Below are 19,695 nucleotides of genomic sequence, written 5' to 3'. Positions count from 1 at the left end.
GATTCTTTTTCAGTAGCATGATAATGTTACTGTAACATTTTAAACTTATGCCACATCATCGGGATAGCCAATGCAGAAACAACAAAAAAACAGGCCTACTCTGCAAGATATTGCAGATAAAGTGGGCATTACTAAAATGACCGTTTCTAGGTACTTGCGTGATCCTAACTCTGTTGCGTTAAAAACCAGAGAAAAAATAATGGTGGTGATGGAAGAAGTTGGCTACATTGCCAATAGAGCACCAGCGATGCTCTCTAAGTCATCTAGCAAAGCGATCGGAATTCTTATTCCTTCTTTATCAAACCAAGTATTTGCTAGTTTTATTCAAGGCATTGAAAGTGTCTGCAGAGCGAATGGTTATGAAACATTAATTGCTCATTTTGGTTACGATGAGCTCGAAGAGGAAGCCAAAGTCGCTTCGTTACTTTCCTATCAAGTAGACGGCTTAATACTCACCGAGACAAAGCATACAAAACGCACATTACAGATGATTAAAACTGCTGGAGTGCCCGTTGTCGAAGCGATGGAGCTACCCAAACAACCGATAGATATGGTGGTTGGTGTCGACCATGAAGCAGCGGGATATTTTGCTACAAAGGCGTTACTCGAATCAGGCAAATCAAACATCGCTTACTTTGGTGCTCGCTTAGATTCGCGCACACAATTACGCATGTCGGGTTACGATCGCGCGCTGATTGAGCAAGGCATGAAAAGCATACACATTTTAACTCAAGCGCACTCTTCATTTACATTAGGCGGAGAGTTACTTGATATGGCGTTACGGCAAAACCCTAATATTGATGGAGTACTGTGCACCAATGATGATATTGCGATTGGTACAATCATGGCGGCGCAAAAGAAAGGCATCCAGATCCCAAAACAATTAGGGGTTGTTGGGTACAACGCACTTAATATCGGCATGGCATTAACCCCGCAATTAAACAGTATTGAAATCCCCATCGAGCAGATTGGCGAAACAAGCGCGAGGTTATTATTACAAGCGCTGCGCGGTGAAGATATCCAACAAAAAGTGGTGGATGTTGGATTTTCAATGCGCCTTGGGCAAAGCCTTTGACGCATTGATATAACAAACTAGACGATAAAACTCGCACCTAACTCTGCACTTGATACACAGCTGCGCATGTTTTTAAACATATCACGCCCCCATGTTTGCTGTGCGGCTTCAGTATCCGGTGTTGGCGGTGTTCGCCCTGTGACATCACTGAGGTTATCCAACGTACCCGTCGTACAATCTAAGCGGATAATATCGCCATCACAGATCAACCCAATGGCGCCGCCATGCAGGGCTTCTGGTGATAAGTGGATAGCCGCAGGAATTTTCCCAGACGCCCCTGATAATCGACCATCAGTGACTAATGCAACGTTATAGCCAGCCTTTTGCAAATTACCTAAGATAGGCATTAATTTATGTAACTCAGGCATGCCGTTGGCGGCCGGGCCATTAAAGGCGACCACCACGACACAATGTTTATTGAGTAACCCTACCTGATAAGCTTTTTCAACCTCATGCTGACAATGGAAAACCTTCGCGGGCGCCTCAATGATATGAAACTGCTCCGCAACGGCAGACACTTTCACGACACATCTACCAATATTACCAGTGAGCATTTTTGTGCCTCCGGTTTTTTGGAAGTAACTATCATTTGCCGCTAATACTTGCGTATTGACAGACTCTCCAAGCGCTTGCCAAGCCAACTTTCCATCCACTAAGTTAGGTGACAATAACTGATCTTCAAAACAACCAAACGTTGGCGTGACATCGATATGCAAAAGACCACTGGCATGCAAGCGTTTCATTAAGGCAGGCACACCACCTAAACGCTGAAACTCATTCACATCGGCAGGGCCATTGGGGTAAAGCTTTAATAACAGCGGAATAACATCAGATAAATCACTCATATCTTGCCATGTTAAAATGATCCCTGCAGCGCGCGCAACCGCCACCATATGAATGGTATGGTTTGAGCTACCGCCCGATGCTAACAAGGCGATAACACCGTTGACCAAGCTTTTCTCGGTCACAACTTCGCTTAGCGGGCGGTAACAAGATGAGCCATAACTCATTGCTGCTATTTTTTTGGCTGCATCGTCAGTTAACGCTCTACGCAAATCGGATTGCGGATGCACAAATGCCGAACCGGGTAACATTAAGCCCATCGCTTCAAAAACTAATTGGTTGGTATTGGCCGTACCAAAAAAAGTACAAGTCCCCGGTGAGTGGTAGGCACCACACTCCATCTCTAATAACGCATCTTTACCCACATTCCCAGCCGCATATTTTTGCCTTACATCGACTTTTTCTTCATTCGAAATACCCGTTGCCATTGGACCTGCTGGGATAAAAGCGGTCGGTAAATGAGCAAATGTCAATGCCCCCATCAACTGCCCTGGTGCAATTTTGTCACAAATGCCTAACAATAACGTACCATCAAATAGATTATGGCTTAATGAAAAAGCGGTTGCTTGCGCGATTAAATCACGTGAAAAAAGCGACATATCCATTCCTGCTTGACCTTGTGTGACACCGTCACACATTGCCGGTACACCGCCCGCTATTTGCGCGGTATGGCCAAGCTCTGAAAGCGCCAGCTTAATTTGATCTGGGTAAGTTTTATAAGGCTGGTGCGCGCTAAGCATATCGTTATATGCGGTAATAATGGCAAGGTTTGAACGCGTAAAATCGAGGATCTGATTTTTTTCACTTTGACAAGATGCTGCCACCGCGTGTGCTAAGTTGCCACAGGACAGTGATGCGCGCGATTTTCCGATAGCAGCTTGTTGCTCTGTTTTTGCTAAAAATGCACTACGTGAAGCTTCACTACGACGTATAATTCGCTCAGTCACAGCGAGAATTACAGAATGTGTCATGCTACTTCCTTAATAATATTTAATTGGGTTAATGCGCTTATTGCACGCTCAATCACTTGTTCTCGCGTACCATCAATATCAACGACTGCGACATTAGGTTCATTTTCGGGACGCTCTAAAGTAGCAAATTGGCCATTCACCATACTTTCTTGCATAAAGTGACCTTTACGCGCACGCATTCTCTGCATGATCAATTCAATCGATGCTTCTAGGTAGAGAAAATGAACGTGTTGGTTGCCATTGCGAATTTTATCTCTATAGCTTTTTTTCAGTGCCGAGCAAACAATAATACCCGTTTCATTTTTACTCTCTAAACTAAACGCTGCATCACGAATGCGCTCTAACCATGGTGCTCTGTCATCATCATTCAGTGCTTCTCCACCCGCCATTTTAATAATGTTTGCCTTAGGGTGTAAATCATCACCATCGATAAACTTGTACCCCATTAACTTTGATACTTTATCACCAATCGTGCTTTTACCTGAGCCACATACTCCCATTACAACAATACTTTTACCTGCCATTTTTCTCTCCCAGCTCTACTTTGAAGTAGATCGCATTTTTAAACGAAACCAAAAATATGTGTTTACCTTACAAGAGTTACGGGTAACATGTTACCCGTAACTTAGCGGTTTGTGAAGTTTCTCACAAAATATTCATCATGAAAATTAATCTTAAATAAGGTATAAACATGGAACAGATAGCTCAACAAGCAGACCCAATATTCCTATTAACAATAGCAGGATTAGCCGTTCTTTCACTGCTAGTCCTGATAATCAAATTAAAAGTACATGCGTTTATCTCACTGACATTAGTAAGCTTAGGCACTGCGATTGCCACGGGCGTATCATCATCTCAAGTGGTACCGACAATGATGGGCGGATTCGGAGGCACATTAGCTTCGGTAGCCCTATTGGTCGGATTAGGATCAATGATTGGTAAGATCCTTGAAATCACTGGTGGTGCCAAAGTACTGGCTGATACCCTAATTGGTCGATTTGGTGAGAAAAAAGCGCCACTTGCATTGGGTGTCGCTTCTCTACTGTTTGGTTTTCCGATCTTTTTTGATGCGGGTCTAATTGTCATGATGCCGATTATTTTTAGTGTGGCAAAACGGTTTGGTGGCTCAGTATTAAAGTACGCACTTCCTTCTGCAGGTGCCTTTGCGGTCATGCATGCCTTTGTTCCCCGCATCCGGGCCCAGTTGCAGCAGCTGAATTATTAGGTGCGAACATTGGTTTACTATTGTTTGTCGGTCTTTTAGTCGCGATCCCGACTTGGTACTTCGGCGCGTACCTATTTGGTCTCTATGCAGGTAAAAAATTCGATATCCCTCTTTCAAAAGCCTTTTTTGGCGAAGAAGCAATTATTAATGAGAAAAAACTACCAACATTCTCAACTGTATTAGCGATTCTAATCCTACCTATCATCTTAATCTCTTTAGATACAGGGTTAAATACATTAGCGGTTTCTGGTGTTATTGACGGTGCTTCACCGGTCGTGGATTTCCTGCGCATGCTAGGTAAAACCCCCGTAGCGCTCCTTATCACACTATTAGTTTGTCTTGCGGTATTTGCGAAAGAGTACGGCATGGCCAAATTAGAGTCACTATGTACTCAATCATTAGCGCCAATTTGTGCCGTTATCTTAGTAACGGGTGCGGGGGGCATGTTTGGTGGCGTATTACGTGCAAGCGGTATTGGCGAAGCGTTATCAGGTGCATTATCCGATACTGGCATGCCACTTATTCTCGCCGCCTTCCTTATTTCAACATGCTTACGTGTTGCGCAAGGCTCAGCAACGGTTGCACTCACAACAACAGCTGCACTAATTGCCCCAATGGTTGCTTCAACTATTGGACTAAGTGAATTAGATCTTTGTTTCATTGTTATCGCGATCGCTTCTGGCGCAACGGTACTATCACACTTTAATGATTCAGGATTTTGGTTAGTATCTCGTTTGATGGATATGGATGAGAAAACCACATTAAAAACGTGGACTGTGATGGAAACACTGCTTGGTGGTATCGCATTCATTATTGTTGCTGTACTTAGTTACATTATTTAAGGTTTTAATATGCAAACACTTGAACAAAAATTACAAACGATTCGTATCGTACCAGTCATTGCCATTAAAGATGCAGCGCATGCCGTGCCTTTAGCGAAAGTCTTAGTCGAAAATGGTTTACCTTGTGCTGAAGTGACATTCAGAACAGAAGCGGCAGCAGAGTCAATTCGCTTAATGCGGGCAGCTTATCCTGAGCTTTTAATTGGCGCGGGCACAGTGCTTAACAAAGAGCAAGTTGATCAAGCGGTTGAAGCGGGTGCTGATTTTATTGTTAGCCCAGGATTAAATCCTAATACGGTAAAATATTGCCAGCAGATTGGGGTCGCCATTGTGCCGGGCATTAACAACCCGAGTTTGGTTGAACAAGCGATGGAGTTCGGCTTAAAAACGGTTAAGTTTTTCCCCGCTGAACCTTCGGGTGGAATTGCGATGCTAAAATCGTTAGCAGCCGTTTATCCGGTGCAATTTATGCCAACGGGAGGCATTACAGTCGCTAATGTAGAGGATTACTTAGCGCTAGATGCGGTTGTAGCCTGTGGAGGAACTTGGATGGTACCAACGCCCCTGATTGACCAAGGCAACTGGCCTGAAATCGCTAAACTCATCCAAGCACTTTAAAGCTCGATGTCGCCATTGCACATTAAAATGGTGTTCAGTGAAATGGGGTCAGTCAACATTTTGACCCCGTTATACGAAATACAACGTCTCTGGACGACACCTCTTTTGCTTACTTTTCTCTTGCTGTTGAGAAAAGCATGATAGTGTAGTGATAGTGTAGGATAGTGTAGGACACCCACACCTTTTTGACTAAACAGAATACTGCACCTACTATATAAACAGTGTTTTTGTTTACAGTTGTGGGGTTTGGTATGACACAATCACGTGCTTCGTTAATTTCTCTTGTGGACACACCTTATTATCATTGCATTTCTCGATGTGTTCGCCGTGCATTTTTGTGTGGCGAAGATAATTACAGCGGTAAAAACTATTCACATCGCCGGCAATGGATGGTCGATCGCATTCGGCAATTAAGTGATATCTTTGCCATTGATGTTTGCGCTTATTCGATTATGTCTAATCACTATCACCTTGTTTTACATGCTAATGAAGCCGAGATTAGCGCCTGTAGCGATGAAGAAGTTTGCCGACGTTGGTATCAACTTTATTCTGGCTCAGAAATAGTTTCGCGATGGCGTAAAGGGGAACTGACTTGCGCAGGTCAAATAGAGGTGGCGCTTGAGATAATCAGCAAATGGCGTCATCGCTTGCTTGATATCTCTTGGTTCATGCGCGCATTAAATGAATTTATTGCCCGCAAAGCGAACGCCGAAGATAACTGTAAAGGACGCTTTTGGGAAGGGCGCTTTAAGTCGCAAGCATTGCTTGATGAAAAAGCACTATTAACTTGTATGGCTTATGTTGATTTAAACCCCGTGCGAGCAAAAATGTCAGTAAGTGTGGAAACATCGGAGTTTACGTCCATATTTGAGCGTATCCACAGTAAATGTAGTCACGATGAAGCCTTGCATCACCATGATAACAGTAAACCCTTATTTGGTTTTTTAGCGGCAGAATGTGATGCGCCCCACGAAGGTATTCCCTATGCCTTACTCGATTATTTAGAGCTTGTTGATTGGACTGGACGAGCGATTCGAGAGGATAAGCGCGGCGTGATTTCGAGCGAACTGCCAAGCTTATTAAGCAGCCTTGGCTTAGAGAGTGACACATGGTTAGCCTTAGCCGTGAGTTTTGGTAAAGGTTACCATGGTGCAGTGGGCTCACTCGAAGAACTGGCACTATTTGCCGAACACACAGGCCGATGTTGGGTATCTGGGCAAAACAAACTGAGTTGTATGCTGCATTAACTCCCAATCATTTGTTTTTTTTATTAACTATTAGCGCTTCGTTAAGGAGGCTCTGTGCGTTGATTTTAATAAAACTTGTTTAAACATATTGGATTGAGTCTCAAGTGCGGGAATTTAACTATTTAATTACAGCAAAGCGCTGATTAAGATTATTTTTAAAAAGAATGGCTATTATATTTTTATAAATGAAAAGATATGGATGCTGAGATGGACGCTCCAAGTATCGGCATCGCAATGTGCCATGCTTAAAGCGTCTAACTAAAGCAAAAGGAGCGTCCAATATGAATACTAGTGTAATTAGCATCGATTTAGCAAAGAACGTATTTCAAGTTTGCGCACTTAACCAAGCGCACAAGGTTATCTCCAATAAAAAAGTGAAACGAGATCTATTACTTGATGTTTTACGACAATATAAAGCAACACACGTTGTTATGGAGGCCTACTATTCAGCTAACTTTTGGGGCAGAGAAATCGCTAAGTTAGGTCATACCGTTAACTTGATCCCTGCCATTAAAGTAAAGCCTTTTGTGCAAGGCAATAAGAATGATGCAAACGATGCTTTAGCAATCGCAGAAGCAAGCTTCCGACCTAACATAAAGTTTGTTAAACCTAAGTCACTTGAGCAACAAGATATGCAATGCTTGCAGCGGATACGAGAAAGACACGTCAAACAACGTACTGCTATCTGCAATCAAATAAGAGGCTTTCTTGCAGACTATGGGATCATAATCGGTAAGAACATCGTCAAGCTACGGGCAGAGTTACCTGAAATCCTCGAAGATGCTACGCAGCCCTTAACAGTCATATCAAGACAGTTTCTACAACAGCTACATCACGAAGTAAAAGGTAAAGATCTCGCTGTTAATGAAATTGAAATACAGCTGCAAGCTCTGCTCGCTGATAACCCACATTATAAACGTGCGCAGCAAGTTCCTGGCATTGGTCCTATTATCGCAGCAGGCACTATCGCAGCCATAGGCAATGGAAAACAATTTAAAAATGGGCGTCAATTCGCAGCTTGGATAGGTGTGACGCCGAGGCAACACGCTAGTGGCGACAATAGCTATATGAGCGGCATTACCAAACGCGGGAATCGACAACTACGGACTCTATTTATTCATGGAGCAAGAGCGTTAATGAATTGGTGCCACAAACATAATGACAGTTTTAACTTGTGGATACAGTCATTTATGGAAACTAAACCGACGTGTAAAGTTATTGTAGCTGTCGCAAATAAACTAGCTCGAATGACATGGGCCGTGATTGCCAAAGAGCAAGATTTTAAGTTACCAAGTTATACGATTTAAAAAGATGTTAAAACAAGTTTAACCAAGAAGGACTCACCGCAAACGGTGCTATGCACATTGTGAATTAAACTGGTTTCGCGCTAATGAAAACCTGCTCGTGGACATCGGCCGTAATAGGCCACTTGGGTGCAAAGGACATTAGCGCATTTGAATCTCATTAAGGCTCGGCCACGGATGGTCATGAAAGAAGCCGGATATATGTCGATAACCGTTTAACTTATAATGACCAGCAGTTTGCAACGAAACAGAGTACTTAAATTGTATTATCTAACTCAATTTATTTGACAGATGGGGAGCATCCATATATGTCCCCGATAGTGTGGATGTCCCCGATAGTGTTGTCGAAGTTGGCCTCCCGGATTATATCCAGAGCACACATCTCGAATGTTAGCAAGTCAACATGTAATTCGCGTTTTGAATTGTAAATTTTACCTTCAAAATCAACCAACTGCCTAAAACACTGCTTACTTGCAAGTCTTTCAAAATTATTGATACATTCATCTGTTATTCCGAAAGTATCTCCACCATTTTCTTCACAAATATCAATAACGTTCCCCTTAAAAACAGCTTTTGCCTCTTGATCTGAAACGGGCGTTAAAGCCACTTTATCGAATAACTTTTTTACCGCTAATTGTTTATCGGTTAGCGTTAGATTTTTTTCGGAGAGCGAAAAATGTTCATCATATATATAATATCCAGCGGCTATTAAAGCGGCTAACAGTAGTATTTTTTTCATTTTTTATTCCATTAGTTATATAAAGTGGCAAAGCTGGCTCTTCCGTCATCCTGCCTATCTCCGTTGTAGTTCAAGTAAACTCCACTGACAACCGGACTTGCTTATTTGCCCGTCATCATAAAACGCAGTGATAGGCTAAGAAGCGATTAAATCACAATTTTTCGAGATAGATGATATCAGATGCACATGCTTGGTATGTTTCAATGTCAGTTATTAGCACGCTGAGTGAATTGTAAATTTTACCATCAAAATCAGTGAGTTGCTCGAAGCACTGCTCACTTGCCAGTCTTTCGAAATTATGAGTACATTCAACAGCCGTTCCGTAAACATTTTCATTAATACGAGCCATTCTTTCGCAAATATCAATCATTGCCCCCTTAAAAACCGGTCTTGCCTCTTGGGCTGACACAGGTGTTGAAGACACTTTCTCAAACAGCATTTTTATCCTTAAATCTTGACCAGATCGCGTTGTGTTTTTATCAGGTGGCGATAAAAAATCGCTATAGATATAATATCCGACGGCTATTAAAGCGATCCAAAGTAGTATTTTTTTCATTTTTTATTCCATTAGTTATACATAAAGTGACAAGGCAGGCTCAACCATCATCCTGCCTATTTCTGTTACTACTCAAGCAAGGCTTGGTGACTAGCCGACTCGCTTATTTGTCCCGCCTCTTTCGCCCGTTCAAGATTTCATCGTAAAGCGCGTTAATAGATCAAAAAACAACCTAAATTACAATGCGGCGTCCCTGACTATAGCCGATGCACAGCTATTGAACACTAGAAAGTCAGCCATTAGAGCACGTTTTGAAGCGTAAACTTTACCTTCAAAATCAGCAAGTTGACCAAAACAACGGTCACTTGCCAGCGTTTCGAAATTATTGATACATTCAGCAGTGGTTCCGAAACCATTCTCTGTATTAGCACCATTGAGTTTGCAATTACTAATCATGGAATCCTTAAAAACAGGTTTTACCTCTTGAGCTGAAACAGGTGTTGAAGACAGTTTATCAAACAGCTTTTTTGCCCTTAAATCTTTCTCGGATAGCGTTGTATCTTTATCGGGTGGCGATAAATAATCGCTATAGATATAATATCCAACGGCTATTAAGGCTACCAACAGTAGTATTTTTTTCATTTGCTTTTCCTCTTCTTTTTAAAATCTAGCATTATTTTTATACATAAAACCTAGCCAACCTGACTCGCCCATAATCTTGCGTACTTTTCTTGACGTTCGAGCAAATCCTGATGACATCCCGACTCGCTTATCTGTCCGCTTTCGATCACAAAAATACGGTCGCAGTGTCTGATGGTATTTAATCGATGGGCAATGCTTATCACGGTACGTCCTTTGGTTATCTCCGGTAAACGGCTGATAATCGAAGCTTCCGATTCGTAATCCAGCGCACTGGTGGCTTCATCTAAGACCAGTATTTTCGGGTTGGTAATGCTCTAGCCAAGGTTAAACGCTGTTTTTGGCCGCCCGACAGACTGCCGCCACGCTCCCCAATTTGCGTGTTATAACCTTGCGGTAGCTGCTCGATAAACTGATCTGCCCCTGCCAGTTTTGCAGCATTCATAACCTGCTCATCGCTGGCCTGCGGCAGGCACTGGCGAATATTGTCACTTACCGTGCCGGAAAAAAGATGGCTCTCCTGCAGTACAATGCTCATGTTGCGGCGCAGTTCCACGGGATCGGCTATCGCCAAATCTAATCCATCGACATAGACCTCGCCCGAGGAGGGGCTGTATAAACGTTGTAGCAGTTTAGTGACGGTGCTTTTACCCGAGCCAGAGCTACCTGTTATGCCAATAAATTCACCTGACTTTATATCAAAACTTAAATTACTGATGACTTCTGGAGCATCACTTTGATAACGAAAACGTACCTGTTTAAAGCTGATTTCACCATTCACCTCAGGACTTGATGCAAGCCCCTCTGCACAAGCCACTAAAAAACAACTTAAGCAGTGGTCACTGAGCTTTGCTGTTGGAAAAACTCAATATTTGAAGCTTGATTTATAATTTTTTAAGCTGTTTTAACATTCCTGAAAATATACTTTCTGATATTTTTTTTGGAAAATTGACTGGCAAGCTAGCTTGAGTTTCAATAATTATTTGCTCTGTACTCGCTTTAATATCACTGAGTATTCCCTCCATTTTAACCGTTTCAAATCCAACTTGCTTTGCTGTTTCAATAAAATGTCGAGGGTAAATTTTATTAATATGATACTTTTTACCTTTCGTCGCTTTCAAGCCCATCGCCAGTTTTACCTGACGAATATTTAGCCCTTTTTTATTCACGACAGGGAAAACAGACAACACATCATAAAACGGTGTTAATTGAAATTGTCCATCTGGTAATATGTAAATTGAAAAGTTTTTAGCGTGACCATCTGAAGCGCCCATCAGCCAAAACAGCACTTGTGCCTTCATAAAGTCGCATCTATCTTTTGCTGCATTCTTTGAGCCTAATAGATGACTCATGATTTGCTCAATGCCAGGGCCACCTTGGTTTTCATACTTCAAGGCTGAAGGTACATTAAATACTTGGCAGTAATCTTCTTGAGGCCTTCTCATTAACCATTTTTTATCACTTGAATATTGGCGATCAAAACGTTCAACAGAAAGTACATTCATCTCCTCTAATGTTAATATTTCACAGCCAGCAGCAGATAAGCCGTAAGCTTGTAGTAATTGCATACATAAGAATTCGTTCTCTACGCTATCAGACATATCTAGTGAATAAGAGTGACTTTGAATCTGCCCAATAGGCAGTTTGATAATGTGAGAAGTAGGTGTGGAATTTAAGGGTAAGCACCAAGTTTGATCGATATTCAATAGCGCTGTTTTTTCTTGTGCTCCCGCAATGGATATGCGGAAATCTTGCAGCTCTGCAATCATACCAAGTGGTATATCGGCACGATATCCCATTATTATTTTATTTAACTCTTCATGATCTAGCGCTCTATATTCTATATTTTTAACGTTTAAAGGGACTTCCCCTTTTGGTAATAGCTGCAGCGCACCTATGCAGTCTCTACCGATCATGGATAACAAATCAAAGGGTAGAGAAGAGCCAGCTTGATAACGCGCAACAATACGCTGTCTGACCTCTGAGTTGTCAGGCAATAAATTATCAAAGTAGTTATACACAACATCGCCACGATATTCAGACTTAGCGAGCGGCATTGATAATGAAACCGGTGGCTTCCACTCAATGCTAACCAACCTGCTGAGTAACGAAAAGAGTGAGCACCGTTACTAGACTTTTTAAACTCACCAACAAGATAACCATTGAGGTAAACATCTAAAACAGCCATTACCACTCCTCTTTCCAGCCTGATTCATCATCGCTATTTTTGCCATTACGAGGTGTAATTTCAAAATCTAACTCAAGCGCAGAAAGTAGTTTAAAAAAGGTATCCATCTTGGTCGTTCCAGACCTTAACTCAAAGTTTGAAACAGTGTCTTGGCGAATCCCTACTTTTTTAGCGATATCTGCTTGAGATAATTCATTATCTAAACGAACATCCTTTAAATATGCACTGAGTTGTTTTGTTGTGGATATTTTCATATTACACCTTACACGCTATAACAAGTAAACAAAGTATTACACGCCTTAACAGGTAAATCAAACTTTACACGCTAAAACCAGTAAACACTAGTGACTGAATTAGTAAGAAAATGCTGCTAGAGGATTAGTATTAGTACTTCCTTGGGATGAGTTATGACGCTATTGAAAACACAACTAGAGAAGATATAAGCAGTATTACAAAACGGGTAACTGTCAGATTAAGTCTGAGCTAGTACACTTCACCTGCATTCTGGTTAGAATGAATCACCATCGCCACTCAATATATCGCGCAAAACACTCTTACTCTTAGGAACCAAGCTAAGCTCAAGACCAAAAGGCTTAAATACCTTATTGATAACATCTGCACTTGGCATTTTGCTACCATTCTCTATATCAGAAATCGTCTTACGAGATACGCTTACCATATTTGCATAATCTTGTTGCTTCATATTAAGCACCTCTAAACGCAACTGCCTTAAAGCATCACCATAAGTAATTTCTCCTAGCAACAAGCTTCCCATAATTGCCCGAGTGATGAGCTTAAGCACATCCTTATGAGTTACTCTACCTGCTACGACCTTTTTAGCCACCCTACGCTTGGTAGGAGCAAGCAGGGGATCATAATCGCGACTCGTGTCTATCTCCACCTGCTTACCAGTCGAACTCACCTTTATGTTCCGCTTGCCCGAATCACTAGGCAACTTTTTCACAGCTTGCTCTCTTTCAGTCACTTGATTAACCAACATCATTGTATGTTTGCTTCTCATAACAGCCCCCATCTTTTCAATTTATCTTCAATATAGTCAAAGCCAATATTAGAATGATTTAAAATAGCTAGTGGCACTCCACGAACAGCAAGACGAGCCTTAAGAGTAAGTAAATCTTTAGCAGTATTTTGTAATTCCGCCATTAACTCTGCCGGTTCAACATAAACCTCCAAAGACTTAGTGATAGCCCCAAAATCATATTCCCCCCCCTTTTCCATAGGAGAAGCCCACTTCGTTACCCGTGTAATTCCCTCGGGATCAGCTTTCATAGGCGCAAAATCATATATAGGTGCGAACCTAATACCATTTTCATCCCTCAAGAAAGAAGTGTTACGCCCATGGTTATCACTATTGCCAAACACAATGTTTAGTAAGTCCCGCTTTACCCACTCTGCCACAAACGCGGAAGCATCAAAATGAAAGTCTGGATTCTGAAGAAGCAGGTCACTCCCTTTAATCTTACGAATCACATCATCAATAGCATGATTATGATCAACGTAAGCTCCAGAACGCTGCTTAAGCATTGAGTAAAGAGACTCCATGCCATAGCGTTTAGCCACTCCGTTACTATCCATCTCTATATCAAAACGAGGTAGCCATAAAGAAGGTACGTTTTCCCCTTCTTCAAGCCTCATATCTGCAATAGGGATAGTATCAAAGCCCATGGCATGTAGCTCATGGTAGAAATGGTATTCAGCCCTTAAAATATCGCTATCAATGTTCGCTTTCCCTCTAGGGAACTTTACCAAGTAATGAATATCTGTAGAGTTGTTTAATTGAAGGTTATCAATCCATACCTGATTCGCATCGTTTAAACGCACAAGCAACTTAGGTGCAGCACCTCCAGCGCCAGTGGCACCACCACAGGCGGCCCCCCTTTCTTGAGCATACTCTAAAAAATCAACTGACTTATCTATCACATGCTCAATAGTAAAATGCTGGCCAACTGATTCTTCATCACCACCTGAGTTATGCAATAAAGACTCCTTGATCCTTAAGTTACCAATAGGGGCATTAGTGCTAGTGCTAAGAAGTATAAAATGCTGTGCATCAATCGAGTGGTCTAAAATACCTAAATGACGAACCAAAAAGTCACGGCTTGATCCACTAGGTATAATGTCATCTATAAATGTAAGCAAGCCATTAGCATCAATGTACTTTTCCATCATTATCACTGGGTGATTAATAGAAACCGCACGGTGATCATCACTATTCGGATTCAGAATGGTGTGATCAAAATCATACTCAAGCTGTGTCCCCTTAAATAGAACACCATTTGTATTTCTAAACGAAAGTTTCGCAATATCAACCCATTCTCTATCCAAGAAAGCTTGGATTGTTAGTTCATCTTGCTTCATGCTGTCACCATTAGTTAGTCACTAACTTTAATTGATAATGTATATAACTTTACTCATTAACAGAAATTTAATCAATTAATGTAACCAAAATTGACACATTACCCTAAATTAATAAGATTAATGTAACTGAATTTGATACGTTAACTTAAATTAACAAGGTTAATACAAAAATTAGCAACCTCAAAGTCCTAGTGAGCCGCTGGAGTGCGTTGTTCTGCCCATTTTAATCGCCAGATGAATAATATCACCTCTACTTAAGTCGCCAAAATCAATGTACCACTACACCCTTTCCCTCTTTTGAATATGCAGCCTCCTACAAAGAGTATCAGCAACTTCATAGGTGGACTTTAATAGCGCCTTAGTCAGCGATATTTTTTGTACTTGCAACTCAGATAAACGCGCTTCGCGATGTGCAATTTCGTTATCAATCTGCTGTACTAGGGGATGGTCGTGCACACCGGGCACCATCAGAAGAATATTTAATGAAACAGAGACAAGAGTTGAATTAAATGTTGTTGAAACTTTATGTGAGTATTTAAAAATTGAAGTTGGCGATCTTTACGAACTTCCAAAGAAAGATTTAGAAGGTGAGTCTGAAGAAACAGTTTGAAGACGCTAAGGGATTATTAACCTAGCTAGTACTAAAAAATCAGTTTGGGCAGCAGATGGTCACCGTTTGGTCACCTCATCAGCTTGGAAGGCTTACCCCCTAGTTTTTGTTTTTAACTTAAAAATACCAACTAAAATAATAACTTCTTTTAAAACATGCAATTAAAGACAGTTTAACTAAAAATATTTAACACCATTTAAGATCACAAAACACCTATTATCACGGCATTTTCTTTGTTTTTGGCCACAACCAATCGTATAGTATTTATACTAAAATGGCAATTTGAGTGGTGTTATATGGTCAAAATTTTGAGTGCAAACAAGAAGAAAAATTTAACTTTTGAGATTCATGAAAGTGCAAAAATTGCATTTGAATTTTGTATTTCAGTTGAAAAATTATTCAACATTGAAAAGCTCCCGACCTCATCTGTTGATTTTTTTGCTAAGTCGATGACCCTACATGCAATCGAAAATAACAAATCTATTCAAATAATTTCAGGCTTCGAACACATCGCTTTCGATTTAACAAAAGCTGATTTTTCTTCTATTAACACCCTCATCTATTCACCTGAATTATCTGAATCTGACATTACAGAAATGGCTTAGTCTGGGGTCATTGAAAAAATTCACTCGTCAATTGACATGAAATCACTCGGCCATTTTATGAATCAAAGCAATAAAAATATACCAACAGATCTCATGAAAATACTTTATGGATCAGGCCATTTGTCTGAGCCTAAATTAGCAGAATTAGCATCGATATGTCGTGGTACTATTGCTAACCAGAGAACTGCAATTAGAGGAGAGAATGAAGCTAATGAAAGCATTAGCAAAGATGATATTTTAAGTGAGATGAGGCTGGAATTGCTTTGATAATATTCAGAACTGAGTGCAATTATCAACAGGTGAAACCGATAATAGATATGTACTTACGCCAAAGTTAGCCAGTTAAATTTACTATCGTTATTTTTCAATTTCTTCTCTAGTTCACAAATCGATTCACCAGTTTCAATTGCTGTAGAATCAGCAACGGTACGATAAATTTGATTTTTTAAATCGGTATTTTCTTTTTTACGCTTTGTCATTTTTACCCAAATTAAATTTTCAACAACATAGTATTTCAGACTGAAGGTATAGTAACAAGGCTAACTAATTGGCATTACGGTTTAATTACCGCTAACCAAGCTAGATACTGACTCTTATATCAGCAATTGTTATAAACAGTTTATTATTTGCATCTTTAAAGGGCGTGAAGCCATATTTTTCATAGAAATGCCCCGCACCATCTTTCGCATCAACAATCACAACTGGAAATGCGACCGTTTCACTGGCTGCTAATAATTTTCTAAGCGCATCAATTAAAAGCCACTCTCCAAAACCTTTACCCTTGTATCTTTGGTCAACAGCTAATCTAGCGATTAAGCCACCAGACGTAACATTGTAATGTTTCTTTTGTAATTTTGCTGGCAAGCCATCAGCATCAATAGGCGTCATCGTTAATGTATAATAACCAATAATATGTTCAGGACAGCGTTCATCCTCAAGTACAAAAGTACGAGTATTGTCTTTTTTAGCTTGTTGACTTGCCATTATTTTTAGGTAATTGTTTAGTGCAGTTATACCACAATCAAAGCGATTCCGATCGTGCTTAGCTTTTTCTAATTGGACAGTGTTCATTATTGTTTTTTGTCCATGTAGCGTAAGGCTGCTTGTTGTAGTTTATCATTTGATTTTGCAGGTTTATCTAAGGCATTCATTAATGCCGTTGTATCTTTCTGACTTAATTTAAGGGATCTTTCACGTTCCATAATTGTGTTTGCTTTTTCTAAAGCAGCACTAAGTACAAATGAGTTAATGCTAGACATGCCAGCAATAGCTGCAGCTTGTGAAAGTAGCTCTTGCGTATCAACGTCTACACGAGCAGTAATACGAGGTAGTGCAGTAGCCATAATAATCTCCAGGTTGTGTTAAAGTGGCACATCAAAAGTATATTACAATTACAGACTTCTTACAAACAAAAGTGTCAAAGTGGCACGTTTAATCAATATATCAGCACAAGTAATTACCTCTGTAAACATGACTGTATAAGAAGTTACAGCGAACCACTTGAGTTAGGATTATCAATGACAGAAGATGACGTTAAAGCAAGATTTGAAAAAGAGAATATTAAAATATTCTTTATGACGGTATTGTCAACTTATATGAACAGGACGATTAAAGACTCTAAAATTAGCTTTAATCTGATTTTTGGACACAACTCACCTGCATCCATTCTGAAAAGGAGCGCTCTCGGAATGCTCGATAATGTTTTGCTTGCATTAAATGACGACCAAAACGAAACAGGTTATTGACCACACCATGACAACTTAAAAACAGTTGAGCTTGACCCTGTGATTTGAAGCGTCGCATCTGTCTTTCTTGTTGCCGAGTGGGCTGATGAGAGAGCTCGCAACCATTATTTGCATACTGAACAGTTGAGTGCTCTACGCTTGGTATTAATTCTTTTTTGCAGCAGAATAACTTGCTAATTTATCCGTCACAATCTTTAACGGCGTACATCCCTGCCCTTTTAATAATCGTTTAAAGAAGCGCATCGCAGCCGCCATATTCTTTCGTTTCTGAACCCAAAGATCTATCTCGTCACCATCTTGATCAACGGTTCTTTTTGATCTGGTTACAGTAGATATTGCCGTATTTTTTACACCACTGCCGAATCGTTTCATAACTGACGATGATACCTCTCGCTGCTAGTAATTATTCAATATCACGAAAGCTCAGCGTAAATCGATGATAAAGCCAAACAGCATGGCTGATTATTTGTGCAGGATAACGATAACCTGCGTAGATATTAGAATTATGCATCAACAGATTATCGCACAATTGGCTTGGAGGTTGTTAAGTTGACAATACCGTGGAAAACTAACAATAAAAATGTAATAAGCAGTGTGTGCCACAAGTTGGCCACAAATCTGCCACAAATTTATTTTTACTGGATGCCAGAAACAAAAAAATCAACCGTAAGAGGTTGATTTTATGAAGATAAAACTTGGAGCGGGCAGCGGGAATCGAACCCGCATCATCAGCTTGGAAGGCTTACCCCCTAGTTTTTGTTTTTAATCTGAAAATGCCTATTAAAACAACAACTTCATTTAAAACATATAGTTAAATATAAATTTAAAAAAATAATTAACACCGTTTAACATCACAAAACACCTATTATTACGGCACTTTCTTTGTTTTTGGTCACAATAGATCGTATAGTATTTATACTGAAATGGCAATTTAAGCGGTGCTATATGGTCAAAATTCTAGGTGCAAACAAGAAGAAAAATCTAACTTTTGATATTCATGAAAGAGCAAAAACTGCATTTGAATTTTTTATTTCCATGGAAAAATTATTCAACATTGAAAAGCTCCCCACCTCATCGACTGAGTTTTTTACTAAGTCGATGACCCTACATGCAATTGAAAATCACAGCTCTATTCAAATAATTTCAGGTTTCGAACATGCAGCTTTTGACTTAACAAAAACTAATTTTTCTTCCATCAACATACTCATTTATTCACCTGAATTATCTAAAAATGACATTTCTGAAATGGCTTGGTCTGGTGTCGCGGAAAAAATTCACTCATCAATTGATATGAAATCACTCGGCCATTTTATGAATACAACTAACGAAAAAATGCCAAAAGATTTCATAAAAACACTTTATGGCTCAAGTCATTTATCTGAGCCAAAACTGGCAGAACTAGCATCAATATGTCGTGGCACGATTGCTAATCAGAGAACTGCAATTAGAGAAGAAAAGGAAGTAGATAAAAAAATTAACAAAGATGATATTTTAAATGAAATGAGAGCAGAGCTACTTTTAAGCAAAGCCTAACATTTAAACGAATTAACCAATCAGACCGATAAATCGTTCATAAGGAATCATTTCTGAAGCCGAGATCAATGAAGCTGAAAGTCTTCTGCTTGTTCAGCTATATCAGTATTTATTCGATGGCTCAAACCCCGCATTAAGTTCATTAACGGTCGCAGACATTAGCGAATGGCACCGAAAATGGTTAGGTAATATCTATGAATGGGCAGGTACCGCAAGGTCTGTAAATATGAGAAAAGGAAGCTTTGATTTTTCGGCTGCGAGACAAATCCCTAGTCTTTTAGATAACTTTGAAAAATCACTACTCAATAAGTTCGATGACTTACCTAATATAAGCGAAGAATCTCTTATTCATTTTTTAGCAAAGGTGCATGTAGAGTTTATTTTGATCCATCCTTTTAGGGAAGGTAACGATAGGATTGCACGATTATTACTGGATGTTATTGCAGATAAGGCAGGCTTTTCGCTTTTGAATTACAACCTTTGGGACGAGCATAAAGCGTTTTATTTTAAAGCGATTCAAGCGGGTGTTGCAGGTGATTATCAACACATGGAAAGGTTAATAGGTGATGTACTTACGCCAAAGTCAGCCAATTAAATTTACTTTCTTTATTTTTCAACTTTTTCTCGAGTTCAGGA

The 19,695-nt window shown here is 40.1% G+C and carries 24 protein-coding genes and 2 pseudogenes; 11 read left to right on the top strand and 15 right to left on the bottom strand.

All coding sequences use genetic code 11. The features are described 5' to 3' along the window. Positions 1-70 precede the first annotated feature (70 nt). Entirely contained in the window at positions 71-1,075 is a 1,005-nt protein-coding gene (locus tag AB2N10_RS14460) for a LacI family DNA-binding transcriptional regulator (RefSeq protein WP_354623061.1), read from the top strand. A 17-nt stretch (positions 1,076-1,092) separates the two neighbouring features. Here the strand turns inward: AB2N10_RS14460 and edd are convergent, their stop codons facing one another. Both edd and AB2N10_RS14450 read right to left on the bottom strand, forming a co-directional pair. Further along, the gene (edd, locus tag AB2N10_RS14455) at positions 1,093-2,889 is read right to left on the bottom strand and encodes a phosphogluconate dehydratase (RefSeq protein ID WP_354623060.1); all 1,797 of its coding nucleotides are present in this window, start codon (positions 2,887-2,889) and stop codon (positions 1,093-1,095) included. Then, entirely contained in the window at positions 2,886-3,413 is a 528-nt protein-coding gene (locus tag AB2N10_RS14450; protein ID WP_354623059.1) for a gluconokinase, read from the bottom strand. The genes edd and AB2N10_RS14450 overlap by 4 nt, the downstream gene beginning before the upstream one ends. A gap of 167 nt (positions 3,414-3,580) precedes the next feature. Between AB2N10_RS14450 and AB2N10_RS14445 the strand changes: the two are divergent. The 4 genes and pseudogenes from AB2N10_RS14445 (at position 3,581) to AB2N10_RS14430 (ending at position 8,128) form a co-directional block, all read left to right on the top strand. Beyond that, positions 3,581-4,956: pseudogene (locus AB2N10_RS14445) on the top strand (GntP family permease). A 9-nt stretch (positions 4,957-4,965) separates the two neighbouring features. Next, positions 4,966-5,574, top strand: coding sequence for a bifunctional 4-hydroxy-2-oxoglutarate aldolase/2-dehydro-3-deoxy-phosphogluconate aldolase (locus tag AB2N10_RS14440; protein WP_354623058.1), 609 nt, complete (start codon positions 4,966-4,968; stop codon positions 5,572-5,574). Positions 5,575-5,825: 251 nt separating this feature from the next. Then, entirely contained in the window at positions 5,826-6,821 is a 996-nt protein-coding gene (locus tag AB2N10_RS14435; protein WP_354623057.1) for a hypothetical protein, read from the top strand. A 281-nt stretch (positions 6,822-7,102) separates the two neighbouring features. Continuing rightward, positions 7,103-8,128, top strand: a complete 1,026-nt coding sequence (locus AB2N10_RS14430; protein WP_354623056.1) for an IS110 family transposase — start codon at positions 7,103-7,105, stop codon at positions 8,126-8,128. Between the two features lie 277 nt (positions 8,129-8,405). Here AB2N10_RS14430 and AB2N10_RS14425 read toward each other — a convergent pair whose 3' ends face one another. The 9 genes from AB2N10_RS14425 to AB2N10_RS14385 form a co-directional block, all read right to left on the bottom strand. Continuing rightward, entirely contained in the window at positions 8,406-8,864 is a 459-nt protein-coding gene (locus AB2N10_RS14425) for a hypothetical protein (RefSeq protein WP_354623055.1), read from the bottom strand. 151 nt (positions 8,865-9,015) lie between these two features. Beyond that, a complete protein-coding gene (locus tag AB2N10_RS14420) occupies positions 9,016-9,420 on the bottom strand; it encodes a hypothetical protein (RefSeq protein WP_354623053.1) in 405 nt (134 codons plus the stop codon). A 177-nt stretch (positions 9,421-9,597) separates the two neighbouring features. After that, positions 9,598-10,002 (bottom strand): hypothetical protein, encoded by a 405-nt coding sequence (locus AB2N10_RS14415; RefSeq protein ID WP_354623051.1) that lies wholly within the window; start codon positions 10,000-10,002, stop codon positions 9,598-9,600. A gap of 283 nt (positions 10,003-10,285) precedes the next feature. Further along, positions 10,286-10,816 (bottom strand): ATP-binding cassette domain-containing protein, encoded by a 531-nt coding sequence (locus tag AB2N10_RS14410; protein WP_354623050.1) that lies wholly within the window; start codon positions 10,814-10,816, stop codon positions 10,286-10,288. A gap of 67 nt (positions 10,817-10,883) precedes the next feature. Continuing rightward, the gene (locus AB2N10_RS14405; protein ID WP_369434011.1) at positions 10,884-12,056 is read right to left on the bottom strand and encodes a type II toxin-antitoxin system HipA family toxin; all 1,173 of its coding nucleotides are present in this window, start codon (positions 12,054-12,056) and stop codon (positions 10,884-10,886) included. A gap of 130 nt (positions 12,057-12,186) precedes the next feature. Continuing rightward, positions 12,187-12,441, bottom strand: a complete 255-nt coding sequence (locus tag AB2N10_RS14400; protein ID WP_354623048.1) for a helix-turn-helix domain-containing protein — start codon at positions 12,439-12,441, stop codon at positions 12,187-12,189. Between the two features lie 254 nt (positions 12,442-12,695). After that, positions 12,696-13,208, bottom strand: coding sequence for a helix-turn-helix transcriptional regulator (locus AB2N10_RS14395; RefSeq protein ID WP_354623047.1), 513 nt, complete (start codon positions 13,206-13,208; stop codon positions 12,696-12,698). Beyond that, entirely contained in the window at positions 13,205-14,566 is a 1,362-nt protein-coding gene (locus AB2N10_RS14390) for a HipA domain-containing protein (protein ID WP_354623046.1), read from the bottom strand. The genes AB2N10_RS14395 and AB2N10_RS14390 overlap by 4 nt, the downstream gene beginning before the upstream one ends. Before the next feature lie 279 nt (positions 14,567-14,845). Then, positions 14,846-15,022: a hypothetical protein gene (locus AB2N10_RS14385; protein WP_354623488.1), complete on the bottom strand. Its 177-nt coding sequence runs from the start codon at positions 15,020-15,022 to the stop codon at positions 14,846-14,848. Here AB2N10_RS14385 and AB2N10_RS14380 point away from each other — a divergent pair. The 3 genes from AB2N10_RS14380 (at position 14,937) to AB2N10_RS14370 (ending at position 16,048) form a co-directional block, all read left to right on the top strand. Continuing rightward, the gene (locus AB2N10_RS14380; RefSeq protein WP_354623468.1) at positions 14,937-15,176 is read left to right on the top strand and encodes a helix-turn-helix transcriptional regulator; all 240 of its coding nucleotides are present in this window, start codon (positions 14,937-14,939) and stop codon (positions 15,174-15,176) included. The two genes, AB2N10_RS14385 and AB2N10_RS14380, sit on opposite strands and share 86 nt — an antisense overlap. Before the next feature lie 296 nt (positions 15,177-15,472). Beyond that, the gene (locus AB2N10_RS14375; RefSeq protein ID WP_354623045.1) at positions 15,473-15,781 is read left to right on the top strand and encodes a hypothetical protein; all 309 of its coding nucleotides are present in this window, start codon (positions 15,473-15,475) and stop codon (positions 15,779-15,781) included. A gap of 57 nt (positions 15,782-15,838) precedes the next feature. Next, positions 15,839-16,048: a hypothetical protein gene (locus AB2N10_RS14370; RefSeq protein ID WP_369434010.1), complete on the top strand. Its 210-nt coding sequence runs from the start codon at positions 15,839-15,841 to the stop codon at positions 16,046-16,048. 56 nt (positions 16,049-16,104) lie between these two features. Here AB2N10_RS14370 and AB2N10_RS14365 read toward each other — a convergent pair whose 3' ends face one another. The 3 genes from AB2N10_RS14365 to AB2N10_RS14355 form a co-directional block, all read right to left on the bottom strand. Next, a complete protein-coding gene (locus AB2N10_RS14365; protein WP_369434009.1) occupies positions 16,105-16,260 on the bottom strand; it encodes a hypothetical protein in 156 nt (51 codons plus the stop codon). A 100-nt stretch (positions 16,261-16,360) separates the two neighbouring features. Continuing rightward, complete coding sequence (locus tag AB2N10_RS14360; protein ID WP_354623467.1) at positions 16,361-16,855, bottom strand: GNAT family N-acetyltransferase; 495 nt, start codon at positions 16,853-16,855, stop codon at positions 16,361-16,363. Next, positions 16,852-17,124: a DUF1778 domain-containing protein gene (locus AB2N10_RS14355; RefSeq protein WP_354623044.1), complete on the bottom strand. Its 273-nt coding sequence runs from the start codon at positions 17,122-17,124 to the stop codon at positions 16,852-16,854. The genes AB2N10_RS14360 and AB2N10_RS14355 overlap by 4 nt, the downstream gene beginning before the upstream one ends. 174 nt (positions 17,125-17,298) lie before the next feature. Between AB2N10_RS14355 and AB2N10_RS14350 the strand changes: the two genes are divergently transcribed. Next, entirely contained in the window at positions 17,299-17,526 is a 228-nt protein-coding gene (locus tag AB2N10_RS14350; protein ID WP_354623487.1) for a hypothetical protein, read from the top strand. A 43-nt stretch (positions 17,527-17,569) separates the two neighbouring features. Here the strand turns inward: AB2N10_RS14350 and AB2N10_RS14345 are convergent. Beyond that, positions 17,570-17,781: pseudogene (locus AB2N10_RS14345) on the bottom strand (DDE-type integrase/transposase/recombinase); the annotation flags it as partial. Positions 17,782-18,471: 690 nt separating this feature from the next. Between AB2N10_RS14345 and AB2N10_RS14340 the strand changes: the two are divergent. Both AB2N10_RS14340 and AB2N10_RS14335 read left to right on the top strand, forming a co-directional pair. Next, on the top strand, positions 18,472-19,059 hold the full coding sequence (locus tag AB2N10_RS14340; RefSeq protein ID WP_354623043.1) for a hypothetical protein: 588 nt from the start codon (positions 18,472-18,474) through the stop codon (positions 19,057-19,059). Between the two features lie 46 nt (positions 19,060-19,105). Then, complete coding sequence (locus AB2N10_RS14335) at positions 19,106-19,654, top strand: Fic family protein (RefSeq protein ID WP_354623466.1); 549 nt, start codon at positions 19,106-19,108, stop codon at positions 19,652-19,654. The last annotated feature ends 41 nt before the right edge of the window (positions 19,655-19,695 follow it).

The sequence above is a fragment of the Psychromonas sp. MME1 genome (assembly GCF_041080865.1).
In the GTDB taxonomy this organism is placed as follows: Bacteria; Pseudomonadota; Gammaproteobacteria; order Enterobacterales; family Psychromonadaceae; genus Psychromonas.
The sequence above is the reverse complement of the archived record's forward strand: the minus strand, read 5'-3'. Positions and strand labels throughout refer to the sequence as shown.